Source organism: Vibrio vulnificus NBRC 15645 = ATCC 27562 (genome assembly GCF_002224265.1).
Classification (GTDB): domain Bacteria; phylum Pseudomonadota; class Gammaproteobacteria; order Enterobacterales; family Vibrionaceae; genus Vibrio; species Vibrio vulnificus.
The window spans coordinates 1426700-1446551 of sequence record NZ_CP012882.1 but is presented as its reverse complement, the minus strand read 5'-3'; the positions used below and the strand labels follow the sequence as shown (position 1 = coordinate 1446551).

At 44.7% G+C, this 19852-nt stretch carries 20 protein-coding genes; 12 read left to right on the top strand and 8 right to left on the bottom strand.

The genetic code is table 11. From position 1 onward, the window contains the following. Positions 1-300: 300 nt before the first annotated feature. Positions 301-657, top strand: coding sequence for a hypothetical protein (locus tag AOT11_RS21945; RefSeq protein WP_011081148.1), 357 nt, complete (start codon positions 301-303; stop codon positions 655-657). Between the two features lie 552 nt (positions 658-1209). Next, positions 1210-1407, top strand: coding sequence for a hypothetical protein (locus tag AOT11_RS21940; protein ID WP_011152019.1), 198 nt, complete (start codon positions 1210-1212; stop codon positions 1405-1407). A 121-nt stretch (positions 1408-1528) separates the two neighbouring features. Here AOT11_RS21940 and AOT11_RS21935 read toward each other — a convergent pair whose 3' ends face one another. The 3 genes from AOT11_RS21935 to AOT11_RS21925 all read right to left on the bottom strand — a co-directional run bounded on the left by AOT11_RS21935 (position 1529) and on the right by AOT11_RS21925 (position 4640). Beyond that, positions 1529-3016 carry an MDR family MFS transporter gene (locus AOT11_RS21935; RefSeq protein ID WP_017422928.1) on the bottom strand — a complete coding sequence of 496 codons (1488 nt, stop codon included), beginning with the start codon at positions 3014-3016 and terminating at the stop codon, positions 1529-1531. A gap of 10 nt (positions 3017-3026) precedes the next feature. Beyond that, positions 3027-4052 (bottom strand): HlyD family secretion protein, encoded by a 1026-nt coding sequence (locus AOT11_RS21930; RefSeq protein WP_026050862.1) that lies wholly within the window; start codon positions 4050-4052, stop codon positions 3027-3029. 246 nt (positions 4053-4298) lie between these two features. Then, positions 4299-4640 carry a hypothetical protein gene (locus AOT11_RS21925; protein ID WP_017422926.1) on the bottom strand — a complete coding sequence of 114 codons (342 nt, stop codon included), beginning with the start codon at positions 4638-4640 and terminating at the stop codon, positions 4299-4301. Between the two features lie 55 nt (positions 4641-4695). On the opposite strand from AOT11_RS21925, the gene AOT11_RS21920 reads away from it, so the two are divergent. Then, a complete protein-coding gene (locus tag AOT11_RS21920; protein WP_017422925.1) occupies positions 4696-5814 on the top strand; it encodes a Fic family protein in 1119 nt (372 codons plus the stop codon). Positions 5815-5859: 45 nt separating this feature from the next. On the opposite strand, the gene AOT11_RS21915 is transcribed toward AOT11_RS21920, so the two are convergent. Beyond that, positions 5860-6777, bottom strand: coding sequence for a LysR family transcriptional regulator (locus AOT11_RS21915; RefSeq protein ID WP_017422924.1), 918 nt, complete (start codon positions 6775-6777; stop codon positions 5860-5862). 126 nt (positions 6778-6903) lie between these two features. On the opposite strand from AOT11_RS21915, the gene AOT11_RS21910 reads away from it, so the two are divergent. From AOT11_RS21910 to AOT11_RS21895, 4 genes are all read left to right on the top strand, one after another. Further along, positions 6904-7341 carry a carboxymuconolactone decarboxylase family protein gene (locus AOT11_RS21910; RefSeq protein WP_017422923.1) on the top strand — a complete coding sequence of 146 codons (438 nt, stop codon included), beginning with the start codon at positions 6904-6906 and terminating at the stop codon, positions 7339-7341. A 219-nt stretch (positions 7342-7560) separates the two neighbouring features. After that, positions 7561-7821 carry a DUF5062 family protein gene (locus AOT11_RS21905; RefSeq protein WP_011081156.1) on the top strand — a complete coding sequence of 87 codons (261 nt, stop codon included), beginning with the start codon at positions 7561-7563 and terminating at the stop codon, positions 7819-7821. 122 nt (positions 7822-7943) lie between these two features. Beyond that, on the top strand, positions 7944-8402 hold the full coding sequence (locus AOT11_RS21900) for a hypothetical protein (RefSeq protein ID WP_011081157.1): 459 nt from the start codon (positions 7944-7946) through the stop codon (positions 8400-8402). A 189-nt stretch (positions 8403-8591) separates the two neighbouring features. Then, the gene (locus tag AOT11_RS21895; RefSeq protein WP_026050861.1) at positions 8592-9338 is read left to right on the top strand and encodes a carbon-nitrogen hydrolase family protein; all 747 of its coding nucleotides are present in this window, start codon (positions 8592-8594) and stop codon (positions 9336-9338) included. Here AOT11_RS21895 and AOT11_RS23510 read toward each other — a convergent pair. Next, entirely contained in the window at positions 9325-9519 is a 195-nt protein-coding gene (locus AOT11_RS23510; RefSeq protein ID WP_127891366.1) for a hypothetical protein, read from the bottom strand. The genes AOT11_RS21895 and AOT11_RS23510 overlap by 14 nt on opposite strands. A 318-nt stretch (positions 9520-9837) precedes the next feature. On the opposite strand from AOT11_RS23510, the gene AOT11_RS21890 reads away from it, so the two are divergent. Continuing rightward, on the top strand, positions 9838-10602 hold the full coding sequence (locus AOT11_RS21890) for a nucleotidyltransferase domain-containing protein (protein WP_017422921.1): 765 nt from the start codon (positions 9838-9840) through the stop codon (positions 10600-10602). A 52-nt stretch (positions 10603-10654) separates the two neighbouring features. On the opposite strand, the gene AOT11_RS21885 is transcribed toward AOT11_RS21890, so the two are convergent. Further along, positions 10655-12415 (bottom strand): ABC transporter ATP-binding protein/permease, encoded by a 1761-nt coding sequence (locus AOT11_RS21885; protein ID WP_017422920.1) that lies wholly within the window; start codon positions 12413-12415, stop codon positions 10655-10657. Between the two features lie 333 nt (positions 12416-12748). Between AOT11_RS21885 and AOT11_RS21880 the strand changes: the two genes are divergently transcribed. From AOT11_RS21880 to AOT11_RS21860, 4 genes are all read left to right on the top strand, one after another. Continuing rightward, positions 12749-13153 carry a DUF6088 family protein gene (locus AOT11_RS21880; RefSeq protein ID WP_017422919.1) on the top strand — a complete coding sequence of 135 codons (405 nt, stop codon included), beginning with the start codon at positions 12749-12751 and terminating at the stop codon, positions 13151-13153. Between the two features lies 1 nt (position 13154). After that, a complete protein-coding gene (locus AOT11_RS21875) occupies positions 13155-14096 on the top strand; it encodes a nucleotidyl transferase AbiEii/AbiGii toxin family protein (protein WP_017422918.1) in 942 nt (313 codons plus the stop codon). A 596-nt stretch (positions 14097-14692) separates the two neighbouring features. Further along, positions 14693-15870, top strand: a protein-coding gene (locus AOT11_RS21865) for an IS3 family transposase (RefSeq protein WP_086016774.1) whose coding sequence is annotated in 2 segments (ribosomal slippage) — positions 14693-14951 and positions 14951-15870 — 1179 coding nt in all. Because the reading frame shifts where the segments join, the coding sequence is not laid out codon by codon here. Continuing rightward, the gene (locus AOT11_RS21860; RefSeq protein WP_017422914.1) at positions 15815-16381 is read left to right on the top strand and encodes an amidohydrolase family protein; all 567 of its coding nucleotides are present in this window, start codon (positions 15815-15817) and stop codon (positions 16379-16381) included. The genes AOT11_RS21865 and AOT11_RS21860 overlap by 56 nt, the downstream gene beginning before the upstream one ends. A 65-nt stretch (positions 16382-16446) precedes the next feature. Here the strand turns inward: AOT11_RS21860 and AOT11_RS21855 are convergent, their stop codons facing one another. Beyond that, positions 16447-19437 (bottom strand): DEAD/DEAH box helicase, encoded by a 2991-nt coding sequence (locus tag AOT11_RS21855; protein WP_017422913.1) that lies wholly within the window; start codon positions 19435-19437, stop codon positions 16447-16449. A gap of 117 nt (positions 19438-19554) precedes the next feature. Next, a complete protein-coding gene (locus tag AOT11_RS21850) occupies positions 19555-19785 on the bottom strand; it encodes a hypothetical protein (protein ID WP_017422912.1) in 231 nt (76 codons plus the stop codon). Positions 19786-19852: the final 67 nt, after the last annotated feature.

Genomic DNA, 19852 nt, shown 5'->3' with positions numbered 1-19852 from the left:
AAGAGAGTCGATATGGTACTGAGTTCACATTGCTAAAAAAAAGACAAAATATTTTCTGCTGTTAAATGAATGTAACAATCCTTTTCTAAATTTACACTTTTCTCTCGAAATGCCGTAGACAAAGGATTCTTAAAAATCATTGTGTTAATCATATGTAAAATCAGTTGGTTTGATTAATGTTTGTACACATTTTGTACAGGTTTGGCCTCTTGATCTCTGAAACTAGTTTGGCAAAATATAGCGGAAACTGAGATTGCAATATTGAAAGGATGCTTTTTAGGCTTTTATAGCGAGGTGTATATGAAGATTTTCCTTATTCTACTGATATCTGTTACGGCGGGTTATGCCTCTGCTGACCACATCCACTCTTTCTTGTTTGGTCTCTATATTTCATCTCTGGCGGTAGGCAGTTGTTACTGGTTTGCATTCCGCAGCTCGCGTTTCCCTCAACTGGCGGTTTTCCTGTTGCTTTGCGGCATGCTGTCTAAGTTAGCAGTGACGGTTATCGGCGTATTTTGGGGACTATCGCAAGATTTGATTGGCTCGCCATTCATCTTCTCGCTTTCGTACTTGTTCTTCTCAATTGTGGTGACGTACCTATGGTTCAGTTACCGCCAGAAAAAAACCAAAGCGCCAGGGCAACGTCTTCCAGCCTAATTGAACGAATTTAAAGAACGCCAGCAAGATTGCTGGCGTTTTTTTAGGTTGCCATTTCAGCGTCATGCCATTTTTTGGCCAAGCTACTTGTCGTTTCAGCTAGGCAGTGGCGAGTTCATAGACTTTTAAACTCTTTAAAAAGGAAAAGCAGCAGAAATTTAATCAGAGAAATTTCTATCATTTTCGAATGATCGGAGTATAGTGCACATGGTTTTCAAACATGTGTTATTTATGAAATATATAGTTCAAGTCTATTCTTAGTTTTCTTTCGATTCCTTTCGTTATATTACATCTGTAGTTACTTCTTCTTTATCTTCCATTAAATAGCCTCAGTTTTTATATCATAATAATTGATGGTTTATTGATATTAAACGATCGGTATATTGCTGATTGTTATCATGTATTTTCATCTGGGCGTTTTGCGACTCACGATTTTGTGTTCTCTCGTTTTTATACGGTAGGGCGCTAGTTAGAGTTGAGTTTATAAACAGTCTGTAGATGAAAATATATTTAAATTATGAGTTATTATGATGTTCGATGAAGGAAAAATAAATGAGTAAAAAACGCGTAAAACATCATAATAAAAAAAGCGGTTATGAAACCAAGTTTGAACAAATGGTTAAAGACTATCATGAAGCTAAAGCGCTATTAGAATCCATGTCTAAGGGAAGTGAAGAATATAGCCAGCAAGAAAAACACTGTAATGCATTGTTTGCTTCTGCAGAGCGCTTTTTTAAACAAAATCAATAAGCTTTCTTGCATCTTTGAGGTCATGATTGGCGGATGTGCCGACAATCCTGTGACGCATTGACAGCAAGCGATAAAAAAAACGAACCCGGCGGTTCGTTTTTTTATACGCTCTATTTAAGGATTATTTCGAACGTATCAATATCAGCATTGGCATCATGATAACGAACATGACCCCCACGAGCTGGAAGGTATGAATGAACGCCACCATTTGTGACTGTTGATGCAGCATGGTCTGATACTGCTCAAGCGCGGCAGGATCAGTGATAGAGAGCCCTTGCTGCGACGCCCAATCATGCAGTACCGGATTATAAGGATTGATGCCTTCGCCCAACGCATGCCATTGCTGTTGACTGTCGCGATATTGAAAGGTGGTCGCGATGGAAATACCAAACGAGCTGCCAATGGTGCGAAACAAATTATAGATACTGGCGCCCGCGACCGATTGCTCTTTGGGTAGTGTCAGATACGCCAATGTGGATAGGGTAGAGAAGGTTAATCCCAAACCCATGCCTTGAATCATGCTGGGCATCACGATCCAGAAAGTATCGATTTCCAACGAGTACAAGGTCATCAAGTAGCTACCAATACCGATGCAAGTTAAGCCGAAGATGATCTTCAATCTAGGGTCAAACTGTGGATTGAGTTTGATCACTAGGATTAACATGGCTGCTGACGCCAACCCTCGCGGAGCCATCAACATGCCCGTAGTCGAAACGGGATAGTGCAACAGACTCTCCAACAGCATGGGTTGCTGTGTGGTCAAGCCGAACATCGCCATCGAGACAACCGCAATCATCAACGAGGAGACCATGAGGTTTTTGTCTTTCAGCAACCACAGTGGCGCTATCGGGCTTTTGGTTTTCCAACTGCGATAGACCCACATAATCAAGCCAATAACGGCAAGTAACGCCGCGGTTTGAATCATGCGTGAGTTAAACCAATCTTCGTCGTTGCCTTTATCCAGCACAAATTGAAGCGCGCCAACGCCGAGCGCCATATAGCCGATGATCCACCAATCGAAATTCGGCTTTGTTTTGTTGCTGATATGAATGTAGCGATAAATCAGCGTCGCACATACCAGCCCAAAGGGTAGGTTGACGTAGAAAATCCAACGCCAGTTGATGTTATCGGTAATGATTCCGCCCACGACTGGACCGAGAATCGGCCCCAACAAAATACCGATGGAGAAAATCGCCATCGCTTTGCCTTTTTGCTCCGAAGGGTAGATCTGCACCAGCATCGATTGTGCGAGTGGGATGACCGATGCACCAAACGCACCTTGAATGATGCGAAAGAGCACCATTTCTTCGAGTGAGGTGGCTTGGCCACATAGGGCACTCGCAATCACAAAGCCAATCACCGCCACCAGCATCACTTTGCGCTCACCAAATCGAGAGACCCAGAAACTGGTCATCGGGATGAAGATCGCCTCCGCCATACTGTAGCCTGTCAGCACCCAAGTGATTTGGTCTGCGGTTGCGCCCAGCGCACCCATCATATGTGAAAGGGAGACGTTGGCCACTGTCATGTCAATCAGCACCATGATGGCAGATAGCATCACGGCGACGGTGGCAATTCCCCGTTTGTCTGCCGTTATTTGATTATTCATCGCTCAGCACTCAAAGTGGGTGACTTTGCAAATCAACCGTTACTTCTGTACTGGCTCCCACGCGTAATTGAGGGGCGTCTTTTGGCACGTCAAGCGCCAAACGAACAGGGAAGCGCTGCTTGATTTTGACCCAGTTACCCGTTGCGTTTTCAGGTGGCATCAAAGAGAAAGAAGTCCCGCTGGCTGGAGAAAGTTCTTCGACCGTTGCTTTCCAAACCCGATCTGGATACATGTCGATCACCACTTCTGCCTCCATGCCGGGTTTAATATGGGTAAGGTCCGTTTCTTTGAAGTTGGCGCGTACCCAATAGCTGTCTTTGATGATCACCGGAAACAGCGTTTGACCCACAGCCACCACAGAGCCCACATGCGTATTGATTTCGCCAGCGATTCCATCCACAGGCGAGGTGATGTCGGTATAGCTCAGGTTTAACTCGGCTTGAGCCAATTGAGCGGCCGCTTGCTGAACCACTGCGGCTTCAGCCCCTTCTTCACCACGGTTCGCAATTGCTTTTTCGACCGATGCCCGCGCTTGTTCTAGACTGGCTTGAGCATTAGCCAGTTTGTTCTTAGCGGTATCGAGATCTTGAGCAGAAGCCAATTTACGCGTCACGAGAGAATCAATACGTTTGTATTCCAACTGAGCTTCCGTCAAGTTGGAGCGCGCTGCGTCTAATCCTGCGACTGCTTCCGTCACTTGTTTGTCCGCGACATCGTGTTGCTGAACGGCTAACTGATACGCTGCTTTCGCCTGTTTGACGGCCAATAAGTAAGGGCGCGCGTCAATTTTCAGCAGCAAATCGCCTTTATTCACGGCTTGGAAATCTTTCGCTTCCACAGCAACCACTTGGCCTTGTACTTGAGGAGCAACCGAGAGGATCTTCGCTCGAACGTAAGCATCTTCGGTGCTTGGATGGCTATCGGAATATTGCCAAGAAAGATACATCGCGCCAAAGGCAATGGCGCAAGCAGCAAGAAAAAGGGTTTTGGTCAATTTGGATTTTGTTTTGCTTTTGTTCGCGATAGTGTCGCTCATTATATTGTCCAAGTGGTAAATTTTGTGATCAGTGTAGGATTTTCCCACTCTCGAACAACCGAATGATCTGCAAGGTTAAGATCCAATTTTGAATGTTGCTAATGTGTTTGAAAGATGCGCAAGAAAAGTAAGCAATCGCAGTGATTAATGGTGACCCAAAGCATTACTGTTCGTGATAGGTAAAAGTGAGAGGGTGTATTTTAACTGATTGAAATAAAAGCGAATATGAGTATCCGCCATACTAATTCAAGATTGATACTGATGCTCCCAGCAGATCAACTCGCCGAACTTCTTATCGAGCTCCAGTTCGGTTAGGCGACAATAAAAGGTACTGCCCGGGCGATCTTCGTGGTGTCGGCAAGTACGGCAAATACCAAAGCTTTGTGTTTCATTTTTGGCCTGCATCTGAGCCAGCATTTTCTTCAAATAACCGACGCTGTCCGGAGAGGCAGCTTCCAATTCGCTAAGTGGATCCAAGTAACGCGCTGGCGGTGTCAGCTTTTCGATTAAGCGCTTTCCGACAAGCGCAGGGTGGTTGATGTGAATGCAACACTTAATCTCATCACCATATGATTTGAAAAAAAACATTAATCGAATCATAATGTGATTCGAATGTGTTGGGTTTTCGAATCAAGGAGCCGTTATGTGGATCTGGCAACAGGCGTCATGGCCTGAATTTGAGTGGGACAGAAGTGTGATTGAGCCGCTTGTGAGAACCACACGCCTTAATCAAGGTATCTTGTTAGGGAAAATGCTTTGTCAGCCACTTGATCAAACCCAAAATATGCTGGATACCTTGCTCGCCAACATTGTGCACTCTAGCGCGATAGAAGGGGAAAAACTCAACGCCTTTTCTGTGCGCTCTTCACTTGCCAACAAATTGGGCATCAGTGAAGAGAATCCGTTCCCGACAACGAAACAGACCGATGGTCTGGCAGAGATCATGCTCGATGCGGTCGATAACCTCGAAGTTCCACTCACTTTAGAACGCGTCTTGCATTGGCATGCCTTGTTATTCCCCCAAGGATACACGCTGTTCAATCCTGTTATTGGTGGGCAGTTAAGAAGCGAAACGCCCATGCAAGTGGTATCTGGACGGATAGACAAACCCGTTGTCCATTTTGAAGCACCAGGTAGAGCGTGCTTAGACGCTGAACTGAGCACGTTTATACAGTGGTTTAACGATTCAAAGAAGGATACCTCACTCGATCCTCTATTAAGAGCGGCCATCACTCACCTTTGGTTTGTCACACTACACCCATTGGATGATGGCAATGGTCGTATTACTCGAGTGCTGACTGATCTCGCACTGGCACAAGCAGAGCACCAATCCGTGCGCTTTTACGCCATGTCGGTAGCGATTCTTGCTAACCGAAAAAGCTATTACGAGATCTTAGAACAAACGCAGAAAGGGGATTTGGACATCACCGCGTGGCTACGTTGGTTTTTAGACACACTGAATGAAACCTTTGATGTTGCGTTAAAAGAGATTGAACAAACGGTATTTAAAACCAATTACTGGCGACACATCGACCAAACGCGGTTGTTGAGTGAACAAACCAAAGTGCTTAATCGAATGCTCGATGGTGATTTCCCTGAGGGGATCAACACATCGCAATACCACAAGGTTGCGAAAGTGAGTAAGCCCACCGCCACAAGGCATTTGGCCGCGCTTGTTGAGCTTGGCTGCCTGATTAAATCTGACGCTGGAGGCCGGAGCACACGTTATCATTTGCCAAAGATTGGCGACCAAACGGCGTGATTCACGAAGAGATCGACCATAGCCGAAAAATCGTTCACACAGGGGTTAGCTTGAACTGAATGTTTCTTGCATCGGTTTAAGCTTCTCAAGCAAAAAGTCCAAAAACACACGCAGGTGAGGTTTGGGGTATTGTGTGTTTTTGTAGATAGCGAAGATCTCACCACTGCCTAACTCACCGTGTGTTGCCGTCCAGGAAGGCAGCAATTCCACTAACTGCCCACTTTCCAGATAGGGTTTGAGCATCCACTTCGACAACATAAGTACGCCAGTACCTTGCAGCGCTGCACATAAAAGAGGAGAGCCGCCTTTTGAAATCAAATTGCCAGCGACCATGACTTTTCTAGTGATCGATTTTTGGCGGAAGTACCAATAATTCCGCTGCCGTTCGTGACTTATCAATAGACAATTGTGCTGCTGTAAATCTTCTGGTTGTGTTATGGGGGAGTGCGTATTTATATATGCAGGCGAAGCAACCAACGCGGTGTAATTGGTTAGCAAGTGCCGAGCTTTCAGTCGGCTGTCTTGTGGGGTGCCAATACGGATCGCCATATCGACATTGTCGCTGTTTAAATCCACAAGTTTGTTATCCAGCTCAAGTTCAATTTGTATCTTGGGGTAGCGCTCGAGGAACTCTGGAATTAATGGAGTGAGGCATAAATTGCCGAAGCTTTCGAATACCGAGATTCTCAGTATTCCTTCAGGCACACCATGATTTCCTCTCATTTCCGCCAATAAGTTATCGCTGTCGCGCAGGATCTTGCTCGATTGCTGATAAAAATATTGCCCTTCCTCAGTCAAAATCAACTGACGCGTGCTGCGTTTAAACAGTGTCGTTTTGATCCTGTTTTCGAGGCTATCAATATTTCTTGCCACCGACGAGGGGGCCATATTTAGCGCTCTTCCTGCCTGAGAAAAACTGCCAGACTCGACCACCTGATCAAACACTTTGAGTAACTCTAGCACGTGTTTACCTTTGCGTTTTATGCATAACTGATTGAGATTTTATACTCATTCCACCGCAATATCGAATTCTGCACAATAACCCCATCGCACTAAGGCGGTATTTATCACTGAAATAAGGATGGGAAAATGGCCAAACGTATCAATCTTGCTCAAGTACAACCTAAAGCGTTAACGGCAATGTTAGGAATAGAAAACTACCTTGCGGATACCGCATTATCTACTGAGCTTAAAGAGCTCATCAAAATTCGAGCGTCAATGATCAACGGGTGTGCTTACTGTATTCAGATGCACACCACCGAGGCTCTGAAAAACGGGATCGCTCAGCAAAAGCTGTTTGCATTGTCTGCATGGAAAGAGTCGCCACTGTTTGATGAGGCAGAGCGAGCAGTGCTTCACCTAACAGATGACATGACAAAAATTGCCGATGCTGGCGTATCAGATAGCGTCTATCAGATCTGCCTTGAGTTACTTGGAGAAGAGCGCTTAGCTCAAGCAATGATGCAGATCATCATGATCAACGCGTGGAATCGATTTGCGCTTGCCACCGCGATGATGCATGAATAACCCGTAAGTGCTTCGTGGCCCAATGTATCGGAGGAATTCAGCAACATTGGGCCGCTTTACCCTGTTACCTGCTGCTCTTATCTTGTACAAACCTACGAGCGATAAATCGAAAAACAACCTTTATTCTGTCGTGCTGCGCTCAATTTTAACGCCGAATAAAACCGTGTGTTTTCAGCGCTGATATACTCCTTGCAGGATGAAAAAGAATAGGTGAAAAGCATGTCCAAAACCGCGAAGCTGAATAACGAAGAAAAGTTAGTGAAAAAGGCCTTAGAGATAGGCGGTAAGATGGCCAAAATGCAGGGCTTCGATTTACCTCAATCACCTCAACCCGTGCGTGTAAAAGCCGTCTACCTATTCTTGGTGGATGCCAAGCAAATCGCTCCGTTACCCGACAGCAAGCTCGATGGCGCAAACATCAAGCACCGCCTAGCACTCTGGATTCACGCCGCGTTGCCGGATAACGATCCGCTGAAGTAACTCGTTACTAAAATCGCTGAGTATTGGCCATTTTTGGGGTCAATAGTAATAAACAGTGGTAATTGAAATTTGAGCACTTAGAATGCGCACACTAAAAGTGATAACTGATGTAGAGTGATTTTATGCTTCGTGATTACACCTTCGATTGTCTTGTCTCCATGCCTCGTCATGAACTGGAAGAGTTCAGTGTGCGCATGATCAGTAAAATGGTACCTGAAGACGTGATGAGCGAACTGTTTACTTTTGATCAAGAAGAAGTGGATAGTGAAGACCGCATGTTGTCGGCGCGCCTTGATGCCATGTTGCGTATGACGGCAATCGCACTGAGTGAAATTCAGCAAGCGTTTGATGATTCAGAAAACGCCAAACAAAACAGTGAGCGTATGACTCGCCTTGTGCTTTGGCATTTCTACGCCATCTCATTTCGTTTGGAAGAAGCGATCACGCTTGAAGCGCACTGCGCACAAGTGGAAAAACTGCTCGAAAACACCCCCAACGATGTGTTTGCTTGGGTCAAAACACTGACCGAACTGCTGCACACGTATGCGGAAATCAACGCCAAAGAGAACCCAGAAGCGTAATAATGATTCGGTGTTAATAGGGTATAAAACAAAAGGCGATCCATTGAGTTCGCCTTTTGTTTTTTCGGCTTTTTCGTTTACGTGAATCAGTCTGTTATTTGTGAATTAACGCATTGATTTGAAATTGTGTTGTGAATGAAAAGTCGGCACCATGGCAAGCTTGTTTTGGGCGTGAAAAAGGGAGAAAACATGAACGCAGCGATCACGATAAGTTTGGCGCAAATTCCAGTGGTAAGAGGGGATCTCCCAAGCAACCTTGCACAGCACATTTATATGATTGAACGTTCTGCAGAGCACGATGCCGATGTGGTGGTGTTTCCAGAACTTTCCCTCACTGGCTATGAGCTCGATTTAGTCAACGAGTTGGCGCTGTTGCCTGAGGCGGAAAGCATTCAGTCGTTGTCTCAAGCGAGCGTTGAACATCACGTCATCGTGATTGCCGGTTGCCCATTACGCCATGATGACGCTGCAAAGCCGACAATCGGTGCGGTGATCTGCTTTCCAGATGGCAGGGTGGAATATTATGACAAGCAATATTTGCACGAAGGTGAGGCGCAGTTTTGCTCTTCTGGCTCGTCGGATTACGTTTTTAACGTCAAAGAGCAGCAAATCGCCTTGGCAATTTGTGCGGATTTTACTCATGCAGAACACGCACAAAGAGCCAAAGCACTGGGTGCTGACCTTTACCTCGTCAGTGCGCTGATTTCTAAAAATGGCTATGAGACGGATGCCAAAATCCTCTCTGATATTGCTTCAGAGCACGCTTTTCCTGTTCTATTGAGCAACCATATTTCACAGACCGGCGGCTGGGAAACTTGTGGCAAAAGTTCTATCTGGAATGCCCAAGGCAAGCGTCTGACAGAAGCCGATTCAAAAGAAGTGGGCCTTATTTTATGCGCCATTTCCGGCGGTGATATTACCGTTAGAAATGCCTAAAGAGCGATACCGAAATGTCGATAACGGGTGGGTAAACAGAAGGGAACTCGATACCGTTTGAGTAATCGGAAACGGACAGCAGCAACGAAAATGCACTGAAACATCGAGCCACATCGCTTGCCGTCATTCTCGCGCACGCGGGAATCCATTCATCTGCGCCTACCGTATGCTGCGTTTGCAAGTGCACCTCCCGCGATAGCGCAAATCGACAGCAAGATGTCAACGCAGCGGTAATACAGACCTATGGCACTTGTTGTACGATGGTTCCCCGCATTCGCGAGGATGACGAGCGAAGTTAGGAGCGAAATGTTAATGATACCGAGGAATCATCAATGCAAAGCAATGTGGCAACGTTTAAGACGGGTTCGATCATTTGTGGATTACATTTCGCTGCTTCCGTTCGGTGGTCATGGGCAACAAAAGTGCAGCATAATTAGGATCAGCGATATCGCTTCAGATTTACAGTTAATACCTCTCACAACGCAACAAGGGAAATCACATGCAGGAGCAAGACAGAGGGCTCGATAAACGGGGCTTTATTCTCAATGCCTATTCGCCAACACACATCCAGCCTGAATTCAAAACGGTTGCCGATGCGGTGGTGGCAGAATTGTTGTCTCAGCTTCCTGATCACATTGATGGCATCTATCTTTATGGCAGTGTCGCGAGGGGGAATGCCGTAGCGGGACACTCCGATCTCGATATATCCATCGTGCTAAAAACGCCCATCAGCCAAACCCAACGCGCGATCTTCCAAACGATTTCGGCGGCCATTGCCAAAGCGTATCCGCAAGTGAGTAAACTCGATATCGATCCTGGATACCTAAATAACATCCTCACGCCACAAGAAAAGTATCACTGGCAATTTTGGTTAAAGCATTGCTGTTGCTGCATTTGGGGGAACGATTTGTCGGTTCAGTTTCCACCCTACAAACCCAGCCTCGAGATTGCACTCGCGCTGAATGGCGACTTACCGAGTTTTTTACAACAAATGGCCCCAAGTTTTGCGGATATGAGCGAAGCAAACATCGCAAAAGTGCTCGGTAAGAAATTGGTGCGTGCCGCGTATTACTTCGTGGCGGAGAACGACGGAAGCTGGTACACCGACTTATCGCAGTGCATACGAGTGGCGAAAGAATATTATCCAAATCAAAGTGACGATCTAGAATTGGCCTATCAATTCGCGCTGGGGAATCTGACTTCAAAAAGTGACGCATTCGCGCTCTATCGTCGTCTTAGCCAAGCCATTATGCCTTGCCAATAAAACAAAAAGCCCACGAGCTACCGCGGGCTAAACAATGTGTTTTAATACGATTTTAATTCAGATGCTTAAACTGCAATGCGACCAAGCGCTGGTATAGCTCACAGCTTTGCATCAAGGCGTGATGATTACCGATATCGACCAACTCGCCATTGTCCAGCACGGCGATTTTATCGGCGTGTTGAATGGTGGAAAGGCGATGCGCGATGATCAACGTTGTGCGGCCTTTCATTAACGCTTCAAGTGCTTGCTGAACGTGGTGTTCACTCTCGCTGTCCAGTGCGCTGGTGGCTTCATCCAACAAAAGAATTTTGGGATCTTTCAAAATCGCGCGAGCAATGGCAATGCGCTGTTTTTGCCCGCCAGAGAGCCTAACTCCGCGCTCACCCAAAAAGCTGCGATAACCTTCTGGCAGCTTTTCGATAAACTCGTGTGCGTGCGCTTTTTTCGCCGCTTCAATCACTTGCTCGTCAGTCGCGTCTGGGTTGCCGTAGCGAATGTTATGGAACACATCGTGACTAAATAACGCAGGTTGCTGCGGCACGAGCGCCATTTGTTGGCGCAGCTCGTTAGGATCAAACTGGCGAATATCGATACCACCCAACAGCACTTGCCCTTGTTGCGGGTCGTAAAAGCGTTGCAGTAGTTCAAACAACGTGGTTTTTCCCGCGCCCGATGGGCCGACTAAGGCCAATACTTTGCCTTGTTCCGCGGTGAGATTTAAGCCTTTGATCGCAGGCTGATTGGGGCGAGAAGGGTAGTTGAAATCCACCGAATCAAAGCTTACTTCGGCAGGGATGTCTGTGGGGATGGATTGATGATGGCTAGGCGCTTTAATGTCGCTTTCCACTTGCAGAATTTCAATCAGCCTTTCGGTTGCGCCCGCCGCTCTTTGCAGCTCGCCTAGCACTTCAGAAATGGTGGCGGTGGAAGAGGCGACCATAATGGCATAAAAGACAAAAGCGCCGAGATCGCCTGCCGACATCTTTCCGTGGATCACATCACTACCACCAACCCAAAGCATGCCTGCAATGGCGCTAAAGACAATCACAATCACGCCAGAGATTAAAATCGCCCGCTGTTTTACACGCTGTCTGCCGATTTCGTACGCCTTCTCAACTTCAACCGCGAAGGCGGCTTTTTCATGTTGCTCGGAACTAAAACTTTGCACGGTTTTAATGTGTTCTATCGCTTCTCCGGCGTAGCTGCCCACATCGGCCATTGAATCTTGGCTTTGGCGAGAGAGGGCACGCACGCGTCGGCCATAAACCAAAATAGGAACCAACACAAATGGCACGGAAGCGAGCACAATCAGCGTGAGCTTAAAGTTGGTGGCAAACAACATGATGATCGCCCCGACGCACATCAGCGCGCTACGCATCGCCATGGAAAACGACGAGCCAATGATGCTTTGCAGCAAGGTGGTGTCTGTAGTGAGGCGCGACATAATATCGCCGCTGCTGTTGGTCTCGAAATAGCTCGGGTGCAAGGTTATCACATGGTTAAACACCGCAAGGCGAATGTCGGCGCTGACACGCTCCCCAACCGATGAAACCAAATAAAAGCGAAAGAAGGTGCCAATCGCAATGCACAGCGTCACGCCAACAATAAATTGAATCGCATTGGTGAGCTCTTGCAACGATTGTTGGGCAAACCCGTGGTCGATAAGCATACGCACCCCATACCCAACAGAAAGGGTAAGGCTCGCCGTGGCCACAAGCGCCACCAAAGCGGCAGCAACCCGCCATCTATAAGGTGAAATAAAGGTACTGAGTTTAAGAAGAATACCGAGGTTTTTATTGTTTTTGCTGCTCATGAATGACTCACAAAGCTATTGGGTACTTGGCATAGTAAGCGAGTTTGAGGAGCGAGGCTAGGGAGAGGGTAGCTTAGTCTGGCGAATTCGTATTCGGCTTTAAATCGAAGCTGCATTCAGTATCTCTGAGAGTACCGACTCGTGAACTAGGTCATTCTTTTAAATTCTTAAAGGTGAGTTAAAGTAAACTACATTAAAATTAAATTAAAAACAGATATTTAGGTTCAATTCTGCATCTAATTATGCCGTTTTTTTTCATGGCGCTATGCCGTATCTATTCCTTGAATGTGCATGGTCAGTTATACTGCTTTTATTGTACGTAAGGAGGTTCAAATGACAGCAGTAGACCGCATTTGTCAAAAGATAAAGCGTTCAAGACGTTATGTATTTGAACGCAAAGACTTTGACGGATTTGCAAGTTACGACCAAATAGGGCGGGCACTGAGGCAGCTTGTACAGCAAGGGGAGCTAATGAAGCTTGGCTATGGTTTGTATACCAAAGCAAGAATCAATAGCCTCACTGGTAAGCCTATGCCCACCAATCCAGGTGGTACCGATGCTCTTGTGCGTGAAATTCTTAAAATGAAAGGCGTTGATTTTGAAATGGATAGTCTATCGCAACAAAGTCTTTCAGGTGCGAGTACCCAAATTCCATCCTCTGTTCACTATTCATGGAACCCAAAACAGTTTAATCGCAAACTGGTGGTTGGTAGCCGTGTGCTGAACTTGCCAAGTTAGTATGAACACACTGAAACAGAAATTCCTTGAGGTTTCCGACGCGCTTGAGCTCGGAAACCCTGCCATCATTGAAAAAGATTTCTGGGTCGTTGCCTTACTTGCCGAGCTAGCAAAAGTTTCTCCTGAATATCATCAAATGGTCTTTTCCGGCGGTACGGCCTTGGCGAAATCAAACGTTAAAATTCTAAGAATGTCGGAAGATGTGGATATAAAACTCATCCCCAACCAAGCGTTTGATGAACTGAGTCGTGCAAAAAAGAAAGCCGTTAGAAAGGCATGGGTTAACGAGATTGAACAGGCGATCACTCATTCAGAACGATTTACCGTTGAAACGCGAGCTGTGCGAGATGAGTACCGTTACGTTGAGTTTGAACTCAGATATCCGCAACAGTTTAGTCAAGCGCCCTGTCTTCGTCCCATTATTAAGTTAGAGTTAATCGAAACTATTCCATTACTGGATGTGGAGTCGCGCAGCATTCAATCACTGGTTGCAGAGTTGTACCAACAACCGCACGAAGTGAGTTCATTTGATTGCGTCTCTGTCTATGCCACATTGGTTGAAAAAATTATTTCGATGCTGCGCCGTACCATGTCGGTAAAACGCAATACGGAGCGAACCGATGATGTTGCTTTGGTTCGCCATATCTACGATGTGCATTGCATAACAAAGCTCTCAACGACTGAACTCAACTCGATTGACGGCCTATTCAAAGCGGTACTGGAAGAAGATATTGCCCGCTTTGGCAATCAAAATGCAGAGTTTGTTGCCAACCCCAAACAAGAGCTACAACTTGGCCTCAAAGAACTTGAGGAAAATCCCATTTTCCGCCAACGCTTTCAGGACTTTGTCACGCCAATGGTGTTTAACACCGAGCCCCATGATTTTGATACCTGTTTTGCCTCATTCAAGCGCATTGCCGCGTCGCTAATTGAAAAAATTTAACACTATTTGAGGCCACTAAATGCTCCTATTTACAAAAGAGATTGATCTAATCAAGCAAGATAGAAGTGGCATGGGAACTAGAGCTCACCATCTGCTCATTGATAACTGACCAAACACCAGAGGGCTACTTGGATGTGTGTAGAGACGAAGTGAAGAGTAGAGGCATAGATGTCTTTAATATGAACTTTAATGAGTATGCATCCCCCCTGGTTGCTTTCCTAGCAGAAGAGAATCGAGAACTGTTTGCGACTTTGGAAGGTTGTAGACGCAAGACACTTGTCGTCTTTGAAGGAGCTGACGCGCTGGCACCTTTGGAGTGTAAGGAAACGTTTTGGTTAAGATCTTTACTGAACAATAGCAATGTTATTGGGCTTGTTGTTGTCTTCTTGGTTACGAATGAGGGGAAGGTAAGGTTGTTTCAGAATAGTGAGGGAGCGTTCTATCGTGATTGCCTACACTTGTACTAGAAATCGCTCTTGTAGATCTATCCAATCGAAGCGGATGAAGGTTACGCATATTGAAGTTGTAGTGGCATAGTGAATTTGGTCACTTAGTTAGAGGTGATATCATCACCTCATAAGTTAACAGGTGACATTATGACAAAACGTACAAGACGACTATTTAGCGCAGAATTTAAGTTAGAAGCGGCGCAGTTAGTCCTAGACCAAAACTATTCAGTGACTGAAGCAGCCCAAGCCATGAATGTGGGTAAATCCACGATGGATAAATGGGTTCGCCAGCTTAGAGAAGAGCGCCAAGGGAAAGCACCGAAAGCTTCACCTATGACCCCTGAGCAAATAGAAATTCGGGAACTAAAAAAGAAGCTGGCTCGCCTTGAAGAGCATAATGAAATACTAAAAAAAGCCACGGCTCTGTTGATGTCGGACTCACTGAACAATTCTTGATCATCAAGAAACTCAAGCAGAGCTACAGCGTAAAAACATTATGCGAAGTCTTCAATGTTCATCGAAGTAGTTATAACTATTGGCTCAAACGACCAACGGTAATTAATGCTGAAACAGTAAAACTTCGCAGCTTAGTTAGTGAGGCCCACGCCGCAAGCAATGGCTCCGCGGGGGCGCGAACCATTGCAGATATAGTCACAAATCAGGGCATGAAGCTGAGCCGATACAGAGCAACAAAGCTTATGAAAACTCTTGGTTTAGTGAGTTGCCAAGAACCAAAGCATCGTTACAGAAAAGCTTCACAAGAGCATATTGAAGTTCCCAATCACTTAGGACGTCAGTTTGCTGTCACCGCACCAAATGAAGTCTGGGTTGGCGATGTTACGTATATTTGGACGGGTAATCGGTGGATGTATTTAGCGGTCGTTATCGATCTTTTTGCTCGTAAAGTGATTGGTTGGTCGATGTCTTTATCACCTGATAGTCGGCTAACAGGCAAAGCTTTGTCGATGGCTTATGAATCTCGTGGTAAGCCTAAAGGAGTCATGTTCCATAGCGATCAAGGTAGTCACTATACCAGTCGTAAATACCGCCAATTACTGTGGCGTTTTCAAATAAAACAGAGTTTATCTCGCAGAGGAAACTGTTGGGATAATGCACCGATGGAGCGCTTCTTTAGAAGTCTGAAAACGGAATGGGTGCCAACTGTGGGTTATCGTAGCTTCGCTGAGGCTCAACAAGAGATCACTCGCTACATCATTGGATATTACTGCCAACTCAGGCGACATCAGTATAACGGTGGTCTAACTCCCAATGAGTCAGAACGATTATATTGGGAAAACTCTAAAACCGTGGCCAATTTTAGTTGACCACTACAATGACCAAATAGTATCGATTAGTTATGAGAAAGATATTTCAATAAATCGATTGCACTATGATAAGAGGGAGCTTGCTGACTCATTATCTAATGCGGAACTTGACTTAATTCAGGGTATTCAAGATTTCATGTTAGAGAAGGTTAGTCAGTCACAATGGATACTTGAAGCATGTCCTACATCGAATATTTATATTGGCAGACTAAACAATTACCATGAACACCCGATTTTTAGATGGACGCCACCTAACAGAGAGAATCTCAACCCTGGTGGTAGTTCGAATAAATTCGGTATCAGGACGGGGGCTGTTCGCGTCTGTATCAATACGGATGACGCTGGTTTGATGCCTACAACACTAGAAAACGAGCATCGGGTAATTAAGCAGTGTGCTATGATTTATGAATCTGTTAGTGAATCCGACGCACATCAATGGATAGAGACTATCCGTCGAACTGGTGTTGAAGTTTTCCGCTCAAACCATCTCAACTGGTCAAATACAGTTTAGAATTATGTATAGAGAAGAAGCCTAATGGGCTTCTTCTTTTATACAAGTAAATTATTTACAGGGTCTTATTTGCTTATGACAACCCTTAGCTTAATACCACTGATTTCGTCAATATAAGCTTCAGTAGCTCCTAAAACTGATAGAATATCTTTAGAAATCAGAGGTTTTGAAATTGCTGGTTGAACGATAGCTACTCCAACTTTGAATGAGGCATATCTAGCAACTTTTGACAGATGGATTAGCTGTTCTAGCGTTCCTTTGTCTATACGTGATGCCTTCTCTTGACTTAATCTAACTCGCTCTCTATCGATTAATCTGTTGATCAGAGCTTCTTTGTTAGCAAACCATTTAATACTTTTCACAGCTTGCCCTGCCACTTGATAGATATCGTCTACTCGTGCTCCAGGCTTCGCTACGCCTCTCTTTTTAGTACAATATTTGCAGTGGTATAAATCTATAATTAGCTCGGAATCATCGTTATTTTTGATGGCTACAATATCAGCGATCTCTCCGCTACCATCGTCATCGAACACTAGATCGTAGTTATCTTTGATTTGTTGGATAGTATGGAACTGAATTGAGTGTGGGTGCCTTAGATGTGTTTGGGATTCCACCGAAATATCAACACCATCCCACAACCAGCCCTCAATATTGTTCAAGGAGTATAAGTATGCATACTCTTCATACGAATAGTACCTATATCCACCATCGATGATAGAGGTATCCTCTAAGAAGAAAGCGGGGGGATTTTCATCAAAGAAATCAGTCAATAGACGCTCCTCACTCCCTATGATTATGTATAAAGGTGTATCAGAGCTGTAAGTTACTTCTCCCTTGGCTGTAATGGTTGCAGAAACACCAAATGATCCGCGAGGAGTCGAGATGTCAAAGTGCCTGATGTTATCTTTATCATTAGTCTTATCTGATAAAGTTAGCTCGCAGTTGAATAATGTTTCCTCCCACTTACCATCACTTAGATATACTTTTCGGTCATTCTTGCGCAATAGCTCAACTGGCCATTCAACATTGAGTAACCTAAGTTCTGGGTATTCGGTTAACTCTTCACTTTGCATAGCCGTTTTCAATACTTGGTTAGTATCGATTGACTCATCTAAGATTTTTTTGCCAACGTTTTTGCACCAGTCGATCCATTGCTCCAGAGAATCGCTGTCCATTGACCAGACTTTACCCTTGTATGAACACCCGACGCTAACAAGTTTACCGTCCTCGTACCCTTTACCAAAAATATTGGATTTGATAGAACGTTTAGCTTCAATGTCTGGAATCTGATCATTGATTTCAGTTCCTGTATGCATAGAGTAGCGGAGACCTTTCTTGTTCTTGTTTAGACCAACATTTTGGAGCTTCAATCTCTTTAGTCCAGAAAGTGCACGAAATACCCGCTCTCCGTTTACTTGAGGAGCTCCATCCGCGATTAACTTTGCTAAACGCTTTACAAGACCATCCTTTGCAGATGAGTGGATAAAGAGTAACTTGTTTCGTTTATCTAAATAGGCGATATATAGATCCCAAGATTCGTCAAATAGTTCTTTAGAGCTTGACCATCCAACAGGAGCATATGATTTGACCGAAAAGACAAGGGTATCTTGCTCATCATTTAGAACGGAGTCATGAATCTGAAAATGCTTATTACCAAACTTATAGAAGTTTTCAGGTTTCCAAGTAGCTGCTCTTAAGTTAAATACGGTGGTACTTATACTAGGGGTTAGCCCCAAATCCAGCAGTTTACTTGGCTCTGAAAAGCCAGCCTTGAAATCTTGATACCTTAGCTCTGACGTTACCTTCTCACTGCTGATGTTACTGATGATACAATTCCAGTCGGAGTCTTCATTGTACAGTTCTTCAAGGCAGTCGTTCAGTTTAGGGTTGGCTATGTTAGCAACAAATTTTGCATCCCCGACTCCTTGCGTTGTTCTTGTGAAGCGTCCAGTAAACTGGAGCATTACATTGATACTCTTATGTGGATCATGAATCGCTGAAATTTTTAATTGAGGTAAATCGAACCCTTCCCCGAGCATATTGACACATACGATTATTCGATGTTTTCCCGCCTTGATAGCTTTAAGAACTTCGTCTTTGCGTTTTGCTTTACTTGTAATCAGAATAGGATTGAGCTCGGTCTCGTTTTTATAGTATTCAAATACTTGTGTTGCTCTTTTGATGTTGTTTGCTCTAGCCATCACTATGTGGTTAAGACCGTTCTTCAAGTCGGCCTTCAGTAAGTCAATGGCTTTCTGAGCAATCACTTTATCTGCTTTCTCTTCTACAAACTCTTTCACTGGATGAAATTCTATTGGCTTAAAGTAACCATCAAGTTGAGCTTTGCTAAGTGAATAGTTAAAAATAATCTTTCCGTCTACTCTAGAGCAATCCGTTCGAAAAGGAGTTGCGGTAAATTGAAACACTGGTTTGTCGGCAAACTGCGCTTTTATTCGCGCCCAAGTGCTCGCTGTTACATGGTGTGCTTCATCCACAACTAGATGAGAACATGCTTTTGTTAAAGCTTCTAAGGCATCCTTGTGGAACTGTGATAGTGCAGCGGCAGTAGCAATGATTACATTCGAGTTTAATAGTTGATTGATTTCGATGAGATCTTGAATACCGTGTTTTATAGTCGCAACAATAGGGTTCTCGAAGCTGTCATTAAGCATCCCTAGTTGTCTTAAGAGCCCAAGTTCTAAAAACTTTTTCTTGGTTTGTTCACGCAAGGCGTCAGAAGGCACAATAACTAGTGTTTTACGAAATCTACCCGCAACAACGATGGATAAAATAGTTTCGGTTTTCCCTGTACCTGTTGGCATAACAATAGTTGCAGCACTGCTAGCTTCGGATTTTTCGTAACCAAGTGCAGCATAGATACCGCCAATTTGGGGAGGGCGCAAACCTGGGATTTTTAGAGCTAAGTTTTCTTCTTTAAAGATAAAATTGTTTACACACCATGAAGTATAGATTTCGTCAGGTGATGGTTTTTTATCTGCCAAGCCTAACCAAGAAAGTTGGCTTTTTCCGACTAAGCTCTCTTTTACGATTCCCATTTTCGATTCCTTTAAACAAACACACAGATGCAACATGGTTATTTGTAACAAGGTGCATATTGGTGCCTGTTGCTAATGTAGTCAATTGAAAATGTTTAGATCTGATTAAGAATGCCCCTAATATTTTAGATACTTAGATGAGACTTGTCGTTCATCTGACTTCAACCAGTCCTCAACGAACACCTCAAACAGCGGGTCATCAATCAAGTCACAGGGCTTAGCGGTTACGTATTTATGACTTTGCGCTTCTGCTGAGACCAATCTCTCGTAGCCTTCTAAGTCACCTTTATCTAGGTATTTAGAAACTAATGCTGGTGGAGCAACTGCTCGCTCCACCTTTTTTTTCAAGTTAGTTTCCAACTTAGTTATCGGTTTTCAACTCGGTTATCAAAGTTTCCAACTTGGTTATCTGTGA

What these genes read in the sequence shown, in the direction of transcription:
- AOT11_RS21945 (WP_011081148.1), top strand. Translation starts at nt 301, where the DNA reads ATGAAGATTTTCCTTATTCTACTGATATCTGTTACGGCGGGTTATGCC.
- AOT11_RS21940 (WP_011152019.1), top strand. Translation starts at nt 1,210, where the DNA reads ATGAGTAAAAAACGCGTAAAACATCATAATAAAAAAAGCGGTTATGAA.
- AOT11_RS21935 (WP_017422928.1), bottom strand. Translation starts at nt 3,016, where the DNA reads ATGAATAATCAAATAACGGCAGACAAACGGGGAATTGCCACCGTCGCC.
- AOT11_RS21930 (WP_026050862.1), bottom strand. Translation starts at nt 4,052, where the DNA reads ATGAGCGACACTATCGCGAACAAAAGCAAAACAAAATCCAAATTGACC.
- AOT11_RS21925 (WP_017422926.1), bottom strand. Translation starts at nt 4,640, where the DNA reads ATGTTTTTTTTCAAATCATATGGTGATGAGATTAAGTGTTGCATTCAC.
- AOT11_RS21920 (WP_017422925.1), top strand. Translation starts at nt 4,696, where the DNA reads ATGTGGATCTGGCAACAGGCGTCATGGCCTGAATTTGAGTGGGACAGA.
- AOT11_RS21910 (WP_017422923.1), top strand. Translation starts at nt 6,904, where the DNA reads ATGGCCAAACGTATCAATCTTGCTCAAGTACAACCTAAAGCGTTAACG.
- AOT11_RS21905 (WP_011081156.1), top strand. Translation starts at nt 7,561, where the DNA reads ATGTCCAAAACCGCGAAGCTGAATAACGAAGAAAAGTTAGTGAAAAAG.
- AOT11_RS21900 (WP_011081157.1), top strand. Translation starts at nt 7,944, where the DNA reads ATGCTTCGTGATTACACCTTCGATTGTCTTGTCTCCATGCCTCGTCAT.
- AOT11_RS21895 (WP_026050861.1), top strand. Translation starts at nt 8,592, where the DNA reads ATGAACGCAGCGATCACGATAAGTTTGGCGCAAATTCCAGTGGTAAGA.
- AOT11_RS21890 (WP_017422921.1), top strand. Translation starts at nt 9,838, where the DNA reads ATGCAGGAGCAAGACAGAGGGCTCGATAAACGGGGCTTTATTCTCAAT.
- AOT11_RS21885 (WP_017422920.1), bottom strand. Translation starts at nt 12,415, where the DNA reads ATGAGCAGCAAAAACAATAAAAACCTCGGTATTCTTCTTAAACTCAGT.
- AOT11_RS21880 (WP_017422919.1), top strand. Translation starts at nt 12,749, where the DNA reads ATGACAGCAGTAGACCGCATTTGTCAAAAGATAAAGCGTTCAAGACGT.
- AOT11_RS21875 (WP_017422918.1), top strand. Translation starts at nt 13,155, where the DNA reads ATGAACACACTGAAACAGAAATTCCTTGAGGTTTCCGACGCGCTTGAG.
- AOT11_RS21860 (WP_017422914.1), top strand. Translation starts at nt 15,815, where the DNA reads ATGAGTCAGAACGATTATATTGGGAAAACTCTAAAACCGTGGCCAATT.
- AOT11_RS21855 (WP_017422913.1), bottom strand. Translation starts at nt 19,437, where the DNA reads ATGGGAATCGTAAAAGAGAGCTTAGTCGGAAAAAGCCAACTTTCTTGG.